Raw genomic sequence first — 17,656 nt, 5'->3', positions numbered from 1 at the left:
GGCACTGAGGGCATGTCCGACGAAAGCTGTGACAATAATCAGGCATTTTGCGATGCGCTCTTCCGCGTTCGGCGGAAGAGCGGCACGTACAAGGTGGTTGCCGCGCCGAAGCTTGAGGTTCCGGTTGTCGACACGCATGCCCACGTTCACTATCTGAAGCATCCGTCGCTGGCGTTTGCGCGCGCGGCAGCGTATGGGATGCCGCTTTTGGGACTTATTATTGACGAAGTGGAAGACGGTAATACGCCGTTTGCTGCACTCGATGGTTGGCTGCGCGAGGCTGAAGAGCTGTTGCCGCAGCTTCTGGCGAACACGGCTGCGGCGACTGATCCGATGGGTACGGCAGCTGCTGCGGCAGCGGCCCCGGTGTCCGCATTGGCGTGCGGTGGGGAAGGGGGCGAAGCTGCAGCGTACGGCGCTGTATCGCCCGTGCCGTCCTTGCCGAACGTGCGGTTGTGCGTAGGAGTGCACCCTCACAATGCGAAGGATTGGACGCCTGATGTGGAACGTGCGTTGCGTCGCCACCTAACTTGCGCACGCGTTGCTGCTATCGGCGAGATCGGGCTCGATTACCATTACGACCTGTCGCCGCGCGCTGCACAGAAAAGCGTGTTTGCGCGCCAAATTCAGCTCGCACACGAAACGGGGCTGCCTGTGGCGCTACATGTGCGGGAGGCTCATGACGACGCGTTCTCCATTTTGGAGGAGCAAGGCTGGCCAAAGGCTGGTGTGCTGTTGCATTGTTTCACGTCCGATTGGGAAACGCTTGCTCCCTGGGTTGATGCGGGGTGCTATGTGGCGTTCGGCGGGGCGCTGACGTTTAACAGTGGTGAGGCCATCCGCGACGCTGCGGCGCGCGTTCCCGCAGACAGGCTGCTCACCGAAACCGATTCTCCGTACATGACCCCCGTTCCATTGCGCGGTGTGGAATGCGAGCCGGCGCATGTTCTGTTTACGGCGGCCCGTCTTGCCGAGGTTCGCGGGTGTGCTCCGGGCACCGAGCGCCAGGCGTTGCTTGAACAACTCGAACTCAATGCGCGTGCGTTTTTGGATCGCCCGCGCACGCCGTGGCAAGAAACGCACGCGCACGATTACGTATGCGCTAGGGAAACACTGATTAAAGCCGTCTTGCCTTGCGCTGGCGAGGCGGATACCTGAGGATTGAAGACCGAATGCGCGCACTGACGTGCGTAAATGAGGTCTGAAATTCTCAGATACCGGTTCGTCAGTGCAAGGCTGGCGGAATTAATCAGTGTTTCCCTAGATAATTTGCGCGCCGTGAGCATTGCGAACAGGGGCGCACAGGACTGAGGCGGAGAAACGACGGGGCCACTGGCTTCAAGTGAGGGGATAAGATGACAAACCGGCTGATAATCGTTGGTTCGCCGCGGGTGAATGGGCGCAGTGCGGCGCTTGCCGACCTGTTGTTCGAGTCGTGTATTGAAGAGCATCCCGATGAAGAGGTGGCGCTCGTTCCGGTGTCGACGCTCGACATTGCGGGTTGCATAGGGTGCGCCTGCTGCATGCCCATGCGGTGCGGCGTGCGCGATGAGAGCTCCGGTGCTGATGGTGATGATGGAAAGAACGGTGGGCACGCGGGTGGCGCCGATGTAGGCGATGTGAACGATGCGGACGAAACCGCCGCGCCGGAAGCTTGTGCGCGCTGCGACGCCGATAGCGTGGCCGACAATGATGCCGACAGCACGCCGGCGTGCGTGATTGGTGACGACATGCAGGAAGTTTATCCGCTCATCGATGCCGCCGACGAGCTGGTGGTGGTGTCTCCGGTGTACTTCGCGGGTGCACCGTCGCAGCTCAAAGCGCTGCTCGATCGCTTGCAACCTTATTTCTGGACTAACGCGCGCAAGGGCGTTAAGCGCCCGGCGACGCTGCACGTGGTAGGTGAAGGTGGCGACCCGCATGGCTTCGATGCGCTCATTACTGTGGTGAAGTCGGCGCTTGCGGTGGCGGGCTTCCGTTTAGATACGGTGCTCGATTGGGTGGGCCGCATTGACGATGCCGGTGAGATCGTCGAAGAGGCTGTTGTGTACGACGTGTCGCCAAGGCGACCGCAAGCACATACGGGTAACATCATCGCCCTCGGCGAATCCAATGCTGGGCAGGCCGATGCGCAGAAGAGCTCCCAAAAGGATGCACAAAAGGGCGCCCAAAAGAGTTCGCAAAAGGACGTGCGGAAAGACGTTCAGAAGGATGCCTCCAAGAAGCGAACGGGCGGAAAACCGCATCTTGATTTGGGGTTAAATGGCGCAAAGCCCGGTGTTGCTGCCGAACACGACAAGCGAAAGAAGCCTGGTCAAGGTCAAGGCGGGCGCACAAACAAGCCGTCTCGTGGCAAGGGTGGCCAAGGGAGTGCTCGGGCTGCTGGACGAAACGGAAAGCGTCGTGGCTAACTTGCGGGAAGCGGGCTTGGATGGTGCTGCGGCCACGCTTTCCCCACTAGCCAACGTGTCGGCAACGCGTGCGGTACTAGACACCCATGGACTCTCGACGAAGTATTCGTTCGGTCAGAACTTCCTTGTAAACGATGCTATTGTACGCAAGATCATCCAGCTTGCTGGTGTGACGCCGCGCGACTCGGTGCTCGAGGTAGGACCCGGCATTGGTACGCTGACCATCGCGTTACTGAAAACTGCTGGCTTTGTGACATCGGTGGAAATCGACGCCGACCTGCCTGCCGTGCTTAACGAAACGTGCGCACCATGGGCCGATCGCTTCCGTCTTATTCAAAAGGATGCGCTTCATCTGCTTCCTTCTGATGTGGAACAGAAACGGTACCCCGCGACGACAACTGATGGGTGTCTTGAGACGCCGACCGATGAGCACTCTGCAATGCCGGTCGATGGGGATGTTGCAGCGTTGCCGAACAAGTTGGTGGCGAACCTACCGTACGCGGTTGCCGCCACAGTGGTGCTGGGCTATTTCCAGCAGCTCTCTAGTTTGGAGAGCGCTACGGTTATGGTGCAGAAAGAAGTAGCCGACCGCATGTGTGCATGTCCCGGCACGAAGAACTACGGTGCCTACACGGTGAAGCTTCGCCTGTTCGCGCGTCCGGCGGGCCGCTTTGCGGTGGGGCCGGGCAACTTTTTTCCGCCGCCGCGTGTGGAGAGTTCAGTGATCAGGCTTGATAGGTATGAATGCGCCGGAATCAACAACAGCCCTGCCTCTCGTGAGCTGGTCGATGCAGCGTGCTTGATGGCCGATGCGGCGTTTGCGAGTCGCCGCAAGACCATCGCGAACTCGTGCAAGACGTTTTTTGCAGGTAGGGGAGAAGCGGGTGCTGCGGTTGTCACTCATATTCCTGAGTTGCTAGCTAGTGCGGGAATCGAAACGACGCGTCGGGGGGAAACGCTCGAGCTCGAAGAATTCATACGCTTAGGTGCCGCGCTACAGCAGCACAGTTTCGCGATGAAAGTCTTTATGCTCGAGCGTGTCCATAGGATCGGGAGCGTCGGGTACAAAGGGCTCGAATAGTGGTTCGCCGTTTTGCGACAGCTCAACCATGCCGGTGAGTACATCGACATACTGATATGATTGACGCGCGGTGCGGCCACGCTTACGATCGACTTCCATGATGAACAGCTGCGGATGCACCTGCATGAGCACGCCTTCGCTCTCAACGATCTTCGAGCGGCCCATGTTCGCGCGCACCTTCAAACGCTGTCCGACAAAGTCGTTCAGCGTGTCATGAATGGAGTCGACGATTTTTGCTTGCTTTGCTAGTTCCATGCTTTCCATCCTCATTGTGCTAGTACAGAGTCATCACGGCACAAATTTTATCACGCGAGTCAAGCATCTATAGAATCTGCATAACGCGCTCATGAAATGGTCAAACGGTTAAATAAGAGGCGAAATGTCGCCAAATTGATTTTTTGAAAAATTGTTCCGAATTGTGTATTACATGCAGTCTCGCTCGTTGTTGTCAAAGCGGCTGTGCTTGTTAAATAGCTTGATTGAAAGCGCGTGAGGGTGCAGCGGTGCTCTGCTCTGCATAGGGTGGTCGCGCCGTTCGGCTGCATTGTTCGACGTGGTGCTTTCGTACGATATGAACGCGCGTACTATGCAAGCGTGCTATCATCATCCGGTTAGGTATTCGCGCGGCGCGCAGAGCGCAAGCGCACGTGCAAAGCTCAAGCAGCGCACGCACGCAAGAGAACGCAAGCATCAAAGCGGAAGAGAAGGAAGCTCCATGGCACTTTCTATTGGTATCGTAGGGTTGCCCAACGTTGGCAAGTCGACGCTATTTACAGCTCTCACCAACAAAGGAGGCTTGGCTGCGAACTATCCCTTTGCCACTATCGAGCCGAATGTCGGCGTGGTACCGGTTCCCGATTCCCGTTTGGACGAGCTGGCTAAAATCGATCATCCGGCGCGCATTGTGCCGGCGACGGTGGAGTTCGTTGACATCGCCGGTCTGGTGGCAGGTGCCAGTCAAGGAGAGGGCCTGGGAAACCAGTTTTTGGCAAACATCCGCGAAACCGATGCTATTGCCGAGGTGGTGCGCTTCTTTGGAGATCCCGACGTTACGCACGTAACAGGCAAGGTTGATCCGCAAAGTGACGTTGAAACCATTAAGACCGAGCTCATTTTGGCCGACATTGCCACGGTGGAGAAGGCCCTGCCGCGTTTGGAAAAGGAAGCGAAGCGCGACAAAGACAATGCTCTCAAGCTAGAAGTTGCCAAGCGTGTGCTCGAAGGTTTAAACGATGGGCACCGCGCCCGCACGCTAGACTTGTCTGACGAAGATGCCGCGGCAATTTACGAACTCCATCTGCTCACTATGAAGCCGATGCTCTACATTGCCAACGTCGACGAGGATAAAGTTGCTTCCGAGCTGCCTGAAATCGACGGCTGCGTGCCGGTGCCTATTTGTGCGAAGGTGGAAGCCGACATCGCCGAACTGGCCGAGATGGACCCCGATGAGGCCGCCGAGTACATGGAAGTGCTGGGGCTATCCGAAAGCGGGTTGGCGCGCCTGATTCGCGGTGCGTATCAGTTGCTGGGGCTGCAAAGCTACTTCACCAGCGGCGAAACGGAATCGCGCGCATGGACTATTCCCGTAGGAGCGAAGGCCCCGCAGGCGGCAGGCGTTATCCATTCCGACTTCGAACGCGGGTTCATTAAGGCAGAAACCGCCAGCTACGAAGACTACGTGGCACTCGGTGGCGAAAAAGGCTGCCGCGATGCAGGCAAACTGCGCCAAGAGGGTAAAGACTACGTAGTCCAAGACGGCGACGTGATGCATTTCAAGTTCAACGTGTAAGCAAGATCAAAGCTTTGCTGAGCGTACGGTTTGTGTGTTCTTCGATCGTTTTGCACCAACTTGCATGAGCTTTTGGGCAGGGCGCTAAACATGGGTTTTCGCCATATTTCGGAAAAAGATTGGCCTTTCCCTTTTGTTTGCGAGGGGGTTGCTTATAATTGCATTTTGGTTTTAAGCGCCCATACGACTCATTGTGGTGCGTCGCTTCGGAAGCGGCGCTGTGTTTCGCAGGGGTAAGAGGCAAAACGAAAGGAAGCGCTCATCGCGCAATCCGAATGGCTGATACAAATGGACATCGATACGAGCCTCGGCCTGGGCAGGTGCATCCTGTCGGAAAAGGTCGGGGCATGAACGTGCCGCGCGGCGGAGGCTCTCCCAAAGGGGTGCCCTCTGCAGGTAGGTCCGCCGCAGGTGCGCATGCCGCGCCTGCGCATACACAAGTGCCCGCCGCATCGACACATACGCGAACGCAAACGCATGCCCCCGCTCCGCAATCCGGTTTTGTTCCTGTCACGCGCGGTGCATCGTATAGTGGTGCGCCTTATGGTGCTGGCTCGGGTGTGCGCGGTATTGGTTCGGGTGCGTACGGTGCAGCTGGTGCGTACGGTGCTGAGACCTTTGGATCTGACGGCTTGATTAAGGTCAAGAAGAAAAAGAACAAAGGCGTAAAAATCGCGCTCATCGTGTTCGCAGTGCTGCTTACGATCATCGTAGGCTTGGGACTTGCGTTCGCCGCATGGGTTGGCTCGCTCGGGAAATCCATGAGTATCGAAGACGAGCAGCAGGCCGCCGACTTGAAAGAGGCGCTGGCACCTGCCGTATCGGTGAAGGAATCTGATGAGCCGTTCTATATGTTGCTTTTGGGCAGCGATGCGCGCGGTGATGAAGCAAGCCGTTCCGATGTAACTATGTTGGCTCGCATCGACTCCGCATCGGCGCAGGTTGATCTCATTTCCATTCCGCGCGACACCATGGTCACCATCGAAGGCCAGGGAACGCAGAAAATCAACGCCGCGTACACGTTTGGTGGGCCGGCGGGTGCAGTAGAGACGGTGTCGGAGTTTGCAGGTGTTCCCATTAGCCACTATGCCGAAATTCATTTCGATGAACTGAAAACTCTGGTTGACATGCTTGGTGGCGTATGGGTGAACGTGCCTGAAGGGTTTAGTTCGGGCAGTGGTGGCGTTAGCTTACAGGCGGGCGAACAGCTGCTTAATGGCGATCAGGCGTTGGCGTTCGCGCGCGAGCGCTACAACGTGTCGGGCGGCGATTTCGGTCGTGCTCAGGCGCAGCGCATTATTGTGGAAGCTATTATCAAGCAGATTTTGGCGGCGTCACCAGTTGAGATGCCGGGGCTTATCGGTAACTTGGCAGGCTGCGTGTCGACCGACCTAGCCATGAGCGATCTCGTGCCGCTTGCGCAGAAGTTCCAAGGCAAAAACCTTACCATGTATTCCGCGGCATGTCCAAGCTACAGCTACAACGTCGATGGCATCAGCTATGTGTGCCCCATGTTTGACGAATGGCGCGCCATGATGCAGCGGGTTGATGCAGGGCTTGACCCCAACGATAAAAACGCCGTCATTCCGCAAGAGCAGCTGGACAATGCTGCTCTGGGTGCTGCTCCAAACTCGCCGGCGCCGCGCGATTACGCCGATTTGGCGGCTAATGCAGGATTAACCACGGATGATGTTGCCCCGGAGGTGAACAACTAATGACGTTGCTCGAACTACTTCAACTTATGCGCAAGCATTTGAAGCTGATGATTGCGCTGCCACTTGCATGCGGCGTTGCCATGGCTTTGGTGGCGTTTTTGTTCCTGCCGAACACCTACACTTCGTCAGTGAGTATGTACGTGCTCACGAAGAGCACTGAAGAAACTGGCGGTCTGAACAACCAAGACCTCACGGCTAGTCAGATGCTTACCAACGACGTGGCTACGCTCATCGAGGGCGACCGTGTGATGAACGATACAGCCGAAGCGCTGCAGATGGAAAGCCTGAACGACTACACCATTGAGGTTACCAGCGCTACCACCACGCGCGTGATCACGCTGTCGGTAACGGGCGAGGATGCGCAGAGCACGGCTATCATCGCCAACAAGCTTGCCGAGCAGGCGAGTGTGGTGGCGCAGGAAGTCATGGATGTGCAGAGCGTGAACGCCATTGATCAGGCGGAAACGCCTGAAAGCCCGAGCGGCCCGAATCGGCTCATGTACACGGCGGTGGCGCTTTTGGCTGGCCTGTTCCTAGCTATCGCTCTGGTAGTTCTCGCTGACATGTTGAACACGCGCGCTCGCAACGCCGAGGACGTCGAGGAATTGCTGGGGTTGCCCGTGATTGGGCGAATCCCCGCAATGAAGGAGGGCAAGTAGGCCATGGCGAAGAAAGCTCAGGCGAGCAAGCTCGAAGTGCAGAACGCGGCGAAGACGCTGCTTGCGAACATCCGTTTCATGGGCGTGGACAATCCCATTCGCTCGATCGTGATTACAAGCTCCATTCCAAATGAGGGTAAGTCGACGGTGTCTCTTAACCTTGCGCAGGCTATTGCCACGTCAGGCAAGCAGGTGCTGCTGGTGGAATGCGACATGCGTCGCCGTTCGCTTGCCGACGACTTGGGTACGCATGCCCGCTCGGGTTTGTATGCCGTGCTGTCAGATCAAGCGACGTTGGATGCTGCAGTGGTTTCCACGCGCCAGCAAAACATGTACTTCCTCGATGCCGAGCCGCACATTCCCAATCCGGCTGACATCTTGGCATCAAAGCGCTTCCGCCGTCTGATGAAAACGTTGGAAGAAGCCTACGATTATGTAATTTTCGACACGCCGCCGGTGGGTACGTTCGTAGACGCTGCCGTGTTGTCCTCGTTGGCGGATGCAACAATACTGGTGGTTCGCGAGAACTTTACGAAGCGCCAGACGCTCGTAGACGCCTACGAACAGCTGAAAAAGGCCGAGGCGAACGTAATCGGCGTAGTGATGAACTACTGCGAGATGGAAAGCAGCGAGTATTACTATGCGTACTACAACAAGGACGGAAAACGCGTGAAGAAGTCGGGCCGAAGTGGTTCGTCTTCCGACGATGCGCCGCAGCTCAATACCGAGTCGTGGAGTGGTAGCTACGCGCCATCGAGCACGAGCGCGGCAAGACCGGCCTCACCGAAGTCGGGCCGTACGAAAGCAGCAACCACAGGCGTAAGTGCCGGTTCGAGTGCGAACGTGAGCGGCGTGGGGTCAGCTGGATCAGCGGCACCGAGTACGGCCAACCAGTCGGCGTCGCAGTACAGTCGAAACTCGGGCGCGTACCGTGCAAATGGAGCGCGGAAGAGCCGTTAAGAGCTGAAGCGAAGAAGGCGAAGCGGTGCGCGATATTCATTGCCACATATTACCTGGTGTAGATGACGGTGCCGCAAACTTGGCGGAGAGCTTGGCCATGCTTGAAGCAGCTAAGCGTGCGGGTGTAACCAGCATTGTGTGCACGCCGCATTGCCGCGACCCGTATTTCAACTACGAGGCTATGTGGGATGCTTTCGAGCTTTTGAAAGCTCACGCGGGTGGGTTTCCGCTGCAAATGGGATTTGAGGTGAACCACTCCAAGTTGATGGAGCTGGGGCTACATTGGGCCGACTATCTGCACTTCGACGGCAGTAAGGATTTCCTGCTGGAACTGTCATCGCGGGCGAAAGCCTCGGATTTCGTGGAATACGAGCGCACGATCTACGAGCTGCAGGGGCGCGGTTACCGCGTGATTATTGCGCATCCGGAACGCTACGCGGCCATTCAGAAAGATGTGAGCTTGGCACGGCGGCTGGCACATATGGGATGCAAGCTGCAGGCATCGGCTGACTTCGTGCGCGGTGGGCGATTAGGTCGCGAAAAGAAGCCGGCGCAGGCATTGTTCGAGCAAGGGCTGTATAGCTACATCGCGAGCGACGCGCATCGCACGGAGCACTACACGTATTTGTCAGAAGCGCGCGCGAACTATCGAACGTGTGGAGCGCACGCTAGACTGTAAAGCGTGGGTTTGTGCGGCGTAACGCCGCGAAAGTGTGGTAGGGTGGAAGCATACTTCCCGCTGCAGGTGCAATGGTAAAGAATTGCTTTCGTGGCGGGAAACTGCGCCATAGATGAGGCGCTAAGGGGGAGGAAATACCGACGCGTCTTAAACAAGGTTTCAGCGGTTGCGCCGCAAGGCAAGGCCGATGAGATAGATACATACTTTGGGAATCGCGGAATCGTCGCTGGGTGCGCGTTTCGAGGATCCAAAGGAGCGAATAGTCGTTGTTGACGTGGTGACCAAGGTCATCAGGGCGAAGCTGTGCGCGCATTTGCGCGCATGTGTTTACAAGTTGCTTGTTGAAGAATTTGATAAGCGACGGGCTTAGTGGTGCCGGCTGTTTTGTGGCTATTGAACGGCTACAAAACAGCCGGCACCAAGCTTTGCTCTGCGAACTGCAAGGAGGTGGAGCCATGTGGTACGTCATACAAACCATAGGTGGCCGTGAGCAGCATGCACTCAACCTCATTGCAAAGCTAGTGGACACCGTTGTCATTCAGGAACTGTTCATTCCTCGATGTGAAATCATGAAGCGCATTGGCGGCGTGTGGGTAAAGCGCGCCGACGTGATGCTTCCGGGCTATGTGTTCGTGGTTACGGATGATCCGGCAAAACTGGAATCAGAGCTGCGAAAAAACGTGCCCCTATTCACGAAAATCCTGCGCAACAACGATACGTTTGCTCCTTTGGATAAAGAAGAAATCGCCTTCATTAACGCATTTGCAAAACCGGGCACGCGTGTGGCGGAGTTGTCGACGGGCGTGATTGAAGGCGACAACGTGGTGATTCTCAACGGGCCGCTTTTAGGGCAGACGGGACATATCAAAAAGATCGATCGTCACAAACGGCTCGCGTATCTAAACATGACCATCATGGGACGCCAAAAGGCAATCAAACTAGGTCTAGAAATTGTTCGAAAACAAGCTTGACAAGGGAATACAGAAGGGAAGCATGGTTCCCGGCACGGGTAAGGCACGAGCGCTGATAAAGGCGTTGCCTCTGGTTGTTCTCGACGTCGTCGCAACAGCGGTTGCCTACATTGTTGCGGCATGGGGCACTGGCGTGTTCGATGTCGTTTTGGACTTGGGCGACTTCGCGCAGATTGTAGCGGTGATTGCTGGAATCAACGTAGCTGTGTTCGCTTTCGGGCGGATGTACAGCTCGCTTTGGGAGTATGCCAGTGTTGATGAACTGGCACGAGTTGTTCTTGTAACACTTATGGCCTCTGTTGTGGCTGATGTAGCGAGTGCCGTGGCGTTTGGGCAACGCTTGCCATTTCGCGTGTATGCAGTTGCCTGGCTTGTCTTACTTGTCGTTTGCGGAGCAAGTCGATTTGCCATCCGTTTGTACTCAGGAAGCAAAGGCTGGTCAATTCTTGGCGTTAGTGAGCGAAGTGGTCTTCCCCGCTCACTTGTGGTAGGAGCAGGAGAAACAGGTGCTCTTACCGTAAGGCGCATGCTGGCAGGAAGTCCTGACATTCCGGGTGTTCCGGTAGCTTTGGTAGATGATGACCTGTCAAAGATGGGCCGCTACATCCATGGTGTGAAGGTGGCAGGAAGTTGTGACCTTATCCCAGAGGTTTGTTCTTCTGGACGTATCGATCAAATCGTGTTAGCTATGCCGCGTTCCACCAAAGCCCAGCGTGATCGTATCTATGGGCTGTGTGTTCAGACAGGTGTGCGTACGCTCACCTTGCCGCTTATTCAAGACATGCCGAGGGATTTGGGTGAGAGAATCCCCTTGCGTGAAGTGGACGTTGCAGACCTTTTGGCTCGCGATGAAGTGAAGCTCGATTTGGGTCAGATGGGGTATGTTGCCGGCAAGTGCGTGTTGGTGACAGGCGGGGGTGGCTCCATTGGAAGTGAGCTTGTGCGTCAATTGCTTCCTGCTCACCCTGCCCAGATTGTGCTCTTCGACGTGTACGAGAATACGGCTTACGAACTCTATCATGAGATCAAGGAGTGGTGTGAGGGTGTAGGTATTGGCCTGAAGGTAGAAATTGGTTCCATTACCCACGTTCCTGCACTGGTGAAGTGCTTCGACGATTATGAGCCGCATGTCGTTTTTCATGCTGCAGCCCACAAGCACGTTCCTCTTATGGAGACAAACGCGCGAGAGGCTGTGGAGAACAACGTCTTTGGCACATTGAATGTGGCGAAGCTTGCTCACGAGCGTGGTTGCTCCCATTTCATCCTGATATCAACGGACAAAGCTGTCAACCCCACCAATGTTATGGGTGCTACCAAGCGCATGTGCGAAATGATTACACAATGCTACGCGACTCACTCCAGCACGGTGTTCGTGTCCGTGCGATTCGGTAACGTCTTAGGATCTCACGGTAGCGTGATACCACTGTTCAAGCGTCAGCTTGCAGGAGGTGGCCCTATCACGGTCACGCATCGTGACATCACTCGTTATTTCATGACCATCCCTGAGGCATCAAGACTTGTTATCGCCGCAGGCGCCATGGCGGAAGGTGGCGAGATCTTCATCTTGGACATGGGTGAACCCGTTCGCATTTGGGATTTGGCAGAAAACCTGGTGCGTCTTTCGGGTTTGGAACCGGGTCGCGACATTGAGATCAGAGAAACGGGCTTGCGCCCGGGAGAAAAGATGTTCGAAGAGCTACTCATGGACGAGGATGAACCGTTGCCCACTGACAACCCTGATATCACGGTGAGTCGCGCGATTGCCCCTGAAGCCGACGACGTGCGGGCGCGCCTTGCGCGGCTTGAGGCCCATCTGAGCGGGAGTAACGACGACGTCAAACGGGCACTTGCCGAATCCGTGCCGACATACAGACCAGATCTAGAAGGCGAGAAGGATGGCCCGCATGCTGCGTAGCCTTGAGGGTGTCGCAACTCCGAAAGAGGCTACGGTAGGTGTGTCAGTGGAAGGTGCTCCTGCAGTCTATGGACTTACCACAACACCTGCGCAGGTAAGAGAAGAACTGCAGCTTGACGATAGATGTGGGTATCGCTTCATCAAACGCGCCTTCGATATTGCTGCGAGTGGGTGTGGGCTTATCTTGCTCTCGTGGCTTATCGCGGGCACAGCAGTTGCAGTCAAGGTGACGAGTCCCGGCCCTGTCCTCTTCAAGCAGCGACGAGTTGGCAAGGGCAAGAAACTCTTTTGTATCTATAAATTTCGTACCATGCGAATCGATACGCCAGATTTGCCTAGTCACATGATTGATGCCAACCAATGGATGACACCCATTGGCGCAACCCTGCGCAAGTACAGCCTAGATGAGCTGCCGCAGTTGATCAACATTCTTAAAGGTGACATGAGTGTGGTCGGCCCCAGACCTGCCCTTTGGAGTCAGTTTGACCTGGTAGCCGAGCGTGACAAGTACGGCGCCAACGAAGTGCGCCCTGGCCTTACCGGTTGGGCACAGATTAACGGCCGTGATGAATTAACTATTGAAGCCAAGTCAGCACTCGATGGCGAATACATGCGCAGGCGCGGCATTGCCTTTGATCTTAAGTGCCTCATAGGCACGTTCTCGAAGTTATCCGGCTCCGAAGTTGTGGAAACAACGGTACCAGGACACGAAGGCGAAGGGGCAGCGCAGTGAGAATTCTGGCTGTTTGCCAGATCCCTCAGTTCTGGAACATTCTCAAAGGCGATATGAGCCTGATAGGTCCACGCCCAGAACGCCCGGCGTTTTGTGAAGCGTTTGAAGAGCGCATTCATGGTTGGCATTACCGCACGCTGGTGCGCCCAGGCCTTTCTGGCCTGGCCCAGGTAAGTGGCGGCTATGATCTGTTGCCTACAGAGAAGGTTCTCTACGACATTGAGTACATAGAAAACCGTAGCATAGGACTAGATCTTCGTATTGTGTGGCTCACCGTGAAGACCATATTCACAGGGGATGGAGCAAGATGACAAAGATCGCCGTCATTACCGCTGCCACAAATACAATTCCGCGCTTTCGTATTGACATGATCGATGAGTTCGTACATCGAGGTTGCGAAGTTGTCGTTTTCGGAGATGAGCCTGAAGAAGAATGGGTGGAGTATTTCTCCAGTCACGAAGTGGGTTACCGACGTTACCGTGTTTCTCGCAATGGCACGAACCCTATAGCAGATATAAAGACCCAGTATGAGCTGAGGTCTCTTTTGCGGAGTGAGCGTCCGGACAAGGTTTTCACGTATCAAGCTAAGCCCAACATATACGGCACACTAGCTGCGCGCTCAGCGGGAATCGAAGAGGTGTATGTAATGATGGGCGGCCTGGGGTCTGTGTTTCATGCAGATGACACCAAGTCGAGAGCGGTACGCAAGGTGGTTTCTATGCAGTACCGTCGAGCTTTCAAAAACGTACGCAGTGCATTCTTCCAAAATTCAGAGGACGTGAAGTTATTTGAAGATCTTGGCATTGTCGATCATGCCAAGGTCGTTATGGTTCGTGGGTCTGGGGTAAATCTCGGGAAGTACCCGATGCGGCCGCTTCCCGCCAAAACATCCTTTCTCTTCGTTGGTAGGCTTGTCCGTGGTAAGGGAGTATTTGATTATCTGGAAGCCGCTCGCGTTGTGAAATCCATTCACCCAGAGGTGAGTTTTCACCTGGTTGGTCCCTTCGATACGAATCCCACGGCGCTTAAACCCGAAGAACTGCGTCAATACATCAATGACGGCACTGTCGAATACGAAGGGGAGAAGAGACCGAGCGAAGTACAGCCCTTTTTGGAGCGCTGCAGCTGCTTTGTGCTGCCTAGCTACTACGGTGAGGGCACGCCCAAAAGTGCGCTTGAGGCCATGGCGACGGGACGGCCGCTCATCGTGGCGGACGCCGTGGGCTGCCGCGAGGTCGTGCGCGACGGTGAGAACGGCTTCTTTGTGCCGCCGAGGGACCCCGAGGTCATCGCCGAGGCGATGACTAGGCTCATCGACGACTCGACGCTCGCGGAGCGCATGGGCGAGACAAGTAGATGCATGGCCGAGGAACTCTTCGACGTGCGCAAGGTGAACGACGTCATCTGCAAGACGATGGGAATAAAGAACTAGATGCAAGTTAAGAAAACGATAGTGGCAGCAGCGCGGGTGTTTACTACGAACATTCGGTTTCTTGGTGGGAAGATCGTTCACAGGCAGCACTTTTCTTATTCACCAGTTACCTGCTTGGCTCTGAGCGACTCGATAGCCCTTTCGAGCAAATCATCAATCAACTTTGGAAAAAGGCTGAGGACTCGCGGAGGCTGCAGGTTCAGCGTTCAGGGAGACGGCGTCTTGGAATTCGGCGACGACGTGTTCTTGAATTCCGGATGTCAGTTCAATTGCAGACTCAAAATGTCGATTGGGTCTGGCTGTGAGTTCGGCCCGAACGTTCTCGTCTACGATCACGACCATGATTTTCGCTCAAGAGGGGGACTTAAAGAGGGGTCCTTCAAGTACGGCGAAGTTCTCATCGGAGAGAACTGCTGGATCGGGGCAGGAACTATCATTCTTCGAGGGACTACGATCGGGGACAACTGCGTTATTGGTGCGGGATGTGTGCTCAACGGCTCGTATTCAGATCATTCCCTCATCGTTCAAAAGAGAGATACATCCATTGCTTTTTCTGTAGTGGATGAATCGTTAGGCGAAACTGGGATCGATTGAACGACTGACAACAGTGGGAGATAAGAGGTATCCGTTATGAACATCTTGCTCTATACCAGAAAATGGCGGAGGGACTTTGACTATGAAGTTCTTCGGTGCGTATTCCCAAATGCCGAGATAACGAGCTACTCCGAAGAACGTGGAGTTGCTGATGTGTGGCTTGGAGAGTATCTGTATGCGGGGGGTCAAACATCGCTTGAAGCTACATTAACGGAGGATGTTTTTAGAGATGTTGTTTCCAGAGACAGGTTTCTGGTGAACTGCGATGTCACTCGGGCACGTCGCGTTGTTGGTAGAGTGTGGGCGGGCCTTGAAGGGCTTTTCGACAAAAAGGATTTCGACTTAGTCTATTCCTATGCCATCGATTGCTACTGCTCGGATGTCTGCGCGAAAATAGCAAAGGATCGCGGAATTCCCTTCGTATCTTTCGTTGCCTCATTCATCAAGGGCTACATGATGTTCACCACATATGGAGAACGTATGCGTCTTGGACGCAAGGTTAGTGATGATGAGGTTCAGAGGGTTTATAAACTGCTGTCTGAGGATGGATTTCTTCCTAAGTCGGAAGAAAAGAACATCAAAAAAAGTGACATTAGTGCTATTCGATTCTATCTGCGCAGACGAATAATCGAATCTTTCGTAAATCCGGTTCGGAGGTTGATTCACGGCGACCAGGATAACCAGTTGTATGCAACGGAAATGCTGAGGGAACGCAAGCTTAGTGACTTCTATTGTAAAGGCTGGAGTTCTATCCTTCACGACATGGAAGATTATGACGTGGATGTTAGACAGTCTATTTATTTTCCGCTCCATTATGTCCCAGAAGCGAGTACGAGTTATTGGCTTAATCGTGTTGCGCCTTTAGGTTATTCCGATTATGTTTGTGACGTCATCGAGCGTTCTGACCCGTCTGTTATGTTCTACGTCAAGGAGCATCCGGCGATGTTCGGGCGTCGCGAGCTTAACTTTTATGAGAGACTTTCGAATTACGAGAATGTGCGTCTTGTGCACGCTATGGTGAGAAGCAATAGCATGCTGAGAGCTTTCGACAATGTTCTTGTTGATGATGGAACGGTTGGGGTTGAGGCTCTTCTGCGTGGCAAACGCGTCCTTTCGCTCGAGGGGAATTACTACTCTGACCTCCATCCCAACTGCTTCGTTGTGGACTATGTGCGATTAGGGGATTTGTCCAGACAGCTTGATACTTCTTTTGGAGGTCGGGAGTTCGTGCGTGGACTGCTGTCAGATATGTACCCTACCTCGTATTACGACTCTGTATCGATGGGCGAGAACGTTGTAGCTGAGGTTGCCGCTGCATTACGTATGTGGTGCGGGCTTTATGTCTGACAAATTGAAAGATAATGTAGTTCGCTTCGCGGGGCGCACCCCATCGGTGGCCAGCTTGTTTCTCATTGGCTGTGCGATTGTGTTCGGAACGCTCTTTCTGGGCCCGCTCCGCTGGGAGATCTATGGTGATTGGGCATTATGGTACCTTCTCCTAGTCTTTCTGGTATTTTATCTGGGCTTACGTGTGGGAAAACATATATATTTTGCTTCAGGTAAAGTATCAAAAGGAATATCGGTGTGCGTTTCTCAGCATAAAGTGAGATCCTTGGTTCTCTTTTTAAGCGCGATAGCTTTACTCAGCGCTGTGTTTCTCACTGTTCATCTTGTGATATCCAATAGGCTTCTTCTATCTGAGACAGACATTTCTGAGAGCGAAAGCGTTAAGCCAGTAGAGCAAATATTAAACGTTCTCACGCAACTCGGGGTTGCGAGTTTTCTTCTTGCTGAGGTAAATTGCGTTCCGCTTAAGCGCTCGGGTAACGCACTGGTCTTCGCCGGATTTTGCGGCATGGCATTCTGTAATTTGATTCAGGGGTCACGCTTTACCACAGCTGCGTATTTTTTTATCTATCTCTTTGCGAAGCTTCGCAAGAGAAAAAAGATCAAGAGAGGAATCGGCGAAATCAGACTGAGGGAGATCGGTGTCCTTCTGCTTGTTATCGCCGTTGCGGCGGTTCTTTTGGCGGTTTTCGTCGGCATGATGGATGCTAGAGGAATTATCGCGCCGACTAACTGGTCGGTGGCGGTTACTGGTGATGTGCGCATACGCGAGCCTTGGGCTACGTTTTACGGTTCCAGCGGGGGCTTCTCAAAAACAGTTATGGACGCAATCTTTAATTTCTTCGCCTATCTGGGTCAGGCTCCCGCTTACTTCTGCTATTTCGTGACCAACTACGCGCCTGACTCTCCCTACTGGTTTTCACAGATTGGGAGAATAGTACAGAAGCTGACCTCTGTCGTAGGAGTAAACTTGATTGCTGCCCAAGGGCAGTATGCCATCGATTTGGGGGGCTCTTTCAATCGATATTCGACTTTCGTATGGAGTCTGATCATCGACTTCGGTATCTATCTCGCCCCATTTGCCGCATTTGTCTTTGGGCTTCTGTTCTCCAAGATCGAACAATATAAAGAATCAAATATCTTGTGCGGTATGCTTTATCCATGTGTAGCGACTGTTTGTTTATTTGCTCCCGTTTACTATTTCTACATTGGACGTATGGACTGGATTGTGTTCGACTGTATGGTGGTTTATGCTCTGGCTAGGGTGTTCGGCCTTTTCAATGAAAACAAAAAGGCCGAAATACACTCTCCGACAATTCCTCCGACACGGCTTCGACAGAGACAGATTAGAGATGTCTAGCGCTCGGAGT

The 17,656-nt window shown here is 54.4% G+C and carries 18 protein-coding genes; 17 read left to right on the top strand and 1 reads right to left on the bottom strand.

Features of this window, described 5'->3' with window-relative positions; all coding sequences use genetic code 11:
• Positions 1-12: 12 nt before the first annotated feature.
• From G7Y43_RS10655 to rsmA, 3 genes are all read left to right on the top strand, one after another.
• The gene (locus tag G7Y43_RS10655) at positions 13-1,158 is read left to right on the top strand and encodes a TatD family hydrolase (protein WP_241158119.1); all 1,146 of its coding nucleotides are present in this window, start codon (positions 13-15) and stop codon (positions 1,156-1,158) included.
• Positions 1,159-1,355: 197 nt separating this feature from the next.
• On the top strand, positions 1,356-2,411 hold the full coding sequence (locus G7Y43_RS10650) for a flavodoxin family protein (RefSeq protein ID WP_165043868.1): 1,056 nt from the start codon (positions 1,356-1,358) through the stop codon (positions 2,409-2,411).
• A gap of 16 nt (positions 2,412-2,427) precedes the next feature.
• On the top strand, positions 2,428-3,492 hold the full coding sequence (gene rsmA, locus G7Y43_RS02765) for a 16S rRNA (adenine(1518)-N(6)/adenine(1519)-N(6))-dimethyltransferase RsmA (RefSeq protein ID WP_241158131.1): 1,065 nt from the start codon (positions 2,428-2,430) through the stop codon (positions 3,490-3,492).
• On the opposite strand, the gene G7Y43_RS02760 is transcribed toward rsmA, so the two are convergent.
• Positions 3,406-3,747 carry a Veg family protein gene (locus G7Y43_RS02760; RefSeq protein WP_165043864.1) on the bottom strand — a complete coding sequence of 114 codons (342 nt, stop codon included), beginning with the start codon at positions 3,745-3,747 and terminating at the stop codon, positions 3,406-3,408. The two genes, rsmA and G7Y43_RS02760, sit on opposite strands and share 87 nt — an antisense overlap.
• 460 nt (positions 3,748-4,207) lie before the next feature.
• Here G7Y43_RS02760 and ychF point away from each other — a divergent pair, with 460 nt between their 5' ends.
• From ychF to G7Y43_RS02690, 14 genes are all read left to right on the top strand, one after another.
• Positions 4,208-5,281 (top strand): redox-regulated ATPase YchF, encoded by a 1,074-nt coding sequence (gene ychF / locus G7Y43_RS02755; protein WP_165043862.1) that lies wholly within the window; start codon positions 4,208-4,210, stop codon positions 5,279-5,281.
• Positions 5,282-5,628: 347 nt separating this feature from the next.
• On the top strand, positions 5,629-6,996 hold the full coding sequence (locus G7Y43_RS02750) for an LCP family protein (RefSeq protein ID WP_165043860.1): 1,368 nt from the start codon (positions 5,629-5,631) through the stop codon (positions 6,994-6,996).
• A complete protein-coding gene (locus tag G7Y43_RS02745) occupies positions 6,996-7,655 on the top strand; it encodes a YveK family protein (RefSeq protein WP_165043858.1) in 660 nt (219 codons plus the stop codon). The genes G7Y43_RS02750 and G7Y43_RS02745 overlap by 1 nt, the downstream gene beginning before the upstream one ends.
• Positions 7,656-7,658: 3 nt before the next feature.
• Positions 7,659-8,615, top strand: a complete 957-nt coding sequence (locus tag G7Y43_RS02740; protein ID WP_165043856.1) for a CpsD/CapB family tyrosine-protein kinase — start codon at positions 7,659-7,661, stop codon at positions 8,613-8,615.
• Between the two features lie 25 nt (positions 8,616-8,640).
• Positions 8,641-9,294, top strand: coding sequence for a CpsB/CapC family capsule biosynthesis tyrosine phosphatase (locus G7Y43_RS02735; protein ID WP_165043854.1), 654 nt, complete (start codon positions 8,641-8,643; stop codon positions 9,292-9,294).
• 205 nt (positions 9,295-9,499) lie between these two features.
• Complete coding sequence (locus tag G7Y43_RS02730) at positions 9,500-9,664, top strand: hypothetical protein (RefSeq protein WP_165043852.1); 165 nt, start codon at positions 9,500-9,502, stop codon at positions 9,662-9,664.
• A gap of 85 nt (positions 9,665-9,749) precedes the next feature.
• A complete protein-coding gene (gene loaP, locus G7Y43_RS02725; protein ID WP_165043851.1) occupies positions 9,750-10,265 on the top strand; it encodes an antiterminator LoaP in 516 nt (171 codons plus the stop codon).
• A 22-nt stretch (positions 10,266-10,287) separates the two neighbouring features.
• Positions 10,288-12,180 carry a nucleoside-diphosphate sugar epimerase/dehydratase gene (locus G7Y43_RS02720; protein ID WP_165043849.1) on the top strand — a complete coding sequence of 631 codons (1,893 nt, stop codon included), beginning with the start codon at positions 10,288-10,290 and terminating at the stop codon, positions 12,178-12,180.
• Positions 12,170-12,913 (top strand): sugar transferase, encoded by a 744-nt coding sequence (locus G7Y43_RS02715; protein ID WP_165043847.1) that lies wholly within the window; start codon positions 12,170-12,172, stop codon positions 12,911-12,913. The genes G7Y43_RS02720 and G7Y43_RS02715 overlap by 11 nt, the downstream gene beginning before the upstream one ends.
• Entirely contained in the window at positions 12,910-13,224 is a 315-nt protein-coding gene (locus G7Y43_RS02710; RefSeq protein WP_165043845.1) for a sugar transferase, read from the top strand. The genes G7Y43_RS02715 and G7Y43_RS02710 overlap by 4 nt, the downstream gene beginning before the upstream one ends.
• Complete coding sequence (locus G7Y43_RS02705; RefSeq protein ID WP_165043843.1) at positions 13,221-14,345, top strand: glycosyltransferase family 4 protein; 1,125 nt, start codon at positions 13,221-13,223, stop codon at positions 14,343-14,345. Before G7Y43_RS02710 ends, G7Y43_RS02705 begins: the two co-directional genes overlap by 4 nt.
• On the top strand, positions 14,346-14,939 hold the full coding sequence (locus G7Y43_RS02700) for an acyltransferase (protein WP_165043841.1): 594 nt from the start codon (positions 14,346-14,348) through the stop codon (positions 14,937-14,939).
• Between the two features lie 36 nt (positions 14,940-14,975).
• Positions 14,976-16,286, top strand: coding sequence for a hypothetical protein (locus G7Y43_RS02695; RefSeq protein ID WP_165043839.1), 1,311 nt, complete (start codon positions 14,976-14,978; stop codon positions 16,284-16,286).
• Positions 16,279-17,646, top strand: a complete 1,368-nt coding sequence (locus G7Y43_RS02690; RefSeq protein WP_165043837.1) for a hypothetical protein — start codon at positions 16,279-16,281, stop codon at positions 17,644-17,646. Before G7Y43_RS02695 ends, G7Y43_RS02690 begins: the two co-directional genes overlap by 8 nt.
• Positions 17,647-17,656 lie beyond the last annotated feature (10 nt).

This window comes from Adlercreutzia sp. ZJ138 (assembly GCF_011038935.1).
GTDB lineage: Bacteria > Actinomycetota > Coriobacteriia > Coriobacteriales > Eggerthellaceae > ZJ141.
Note: the sequence above shows the minus strand (reverse complement) of the source record. Positions and strands in the feature narration are given on the sequence as shown.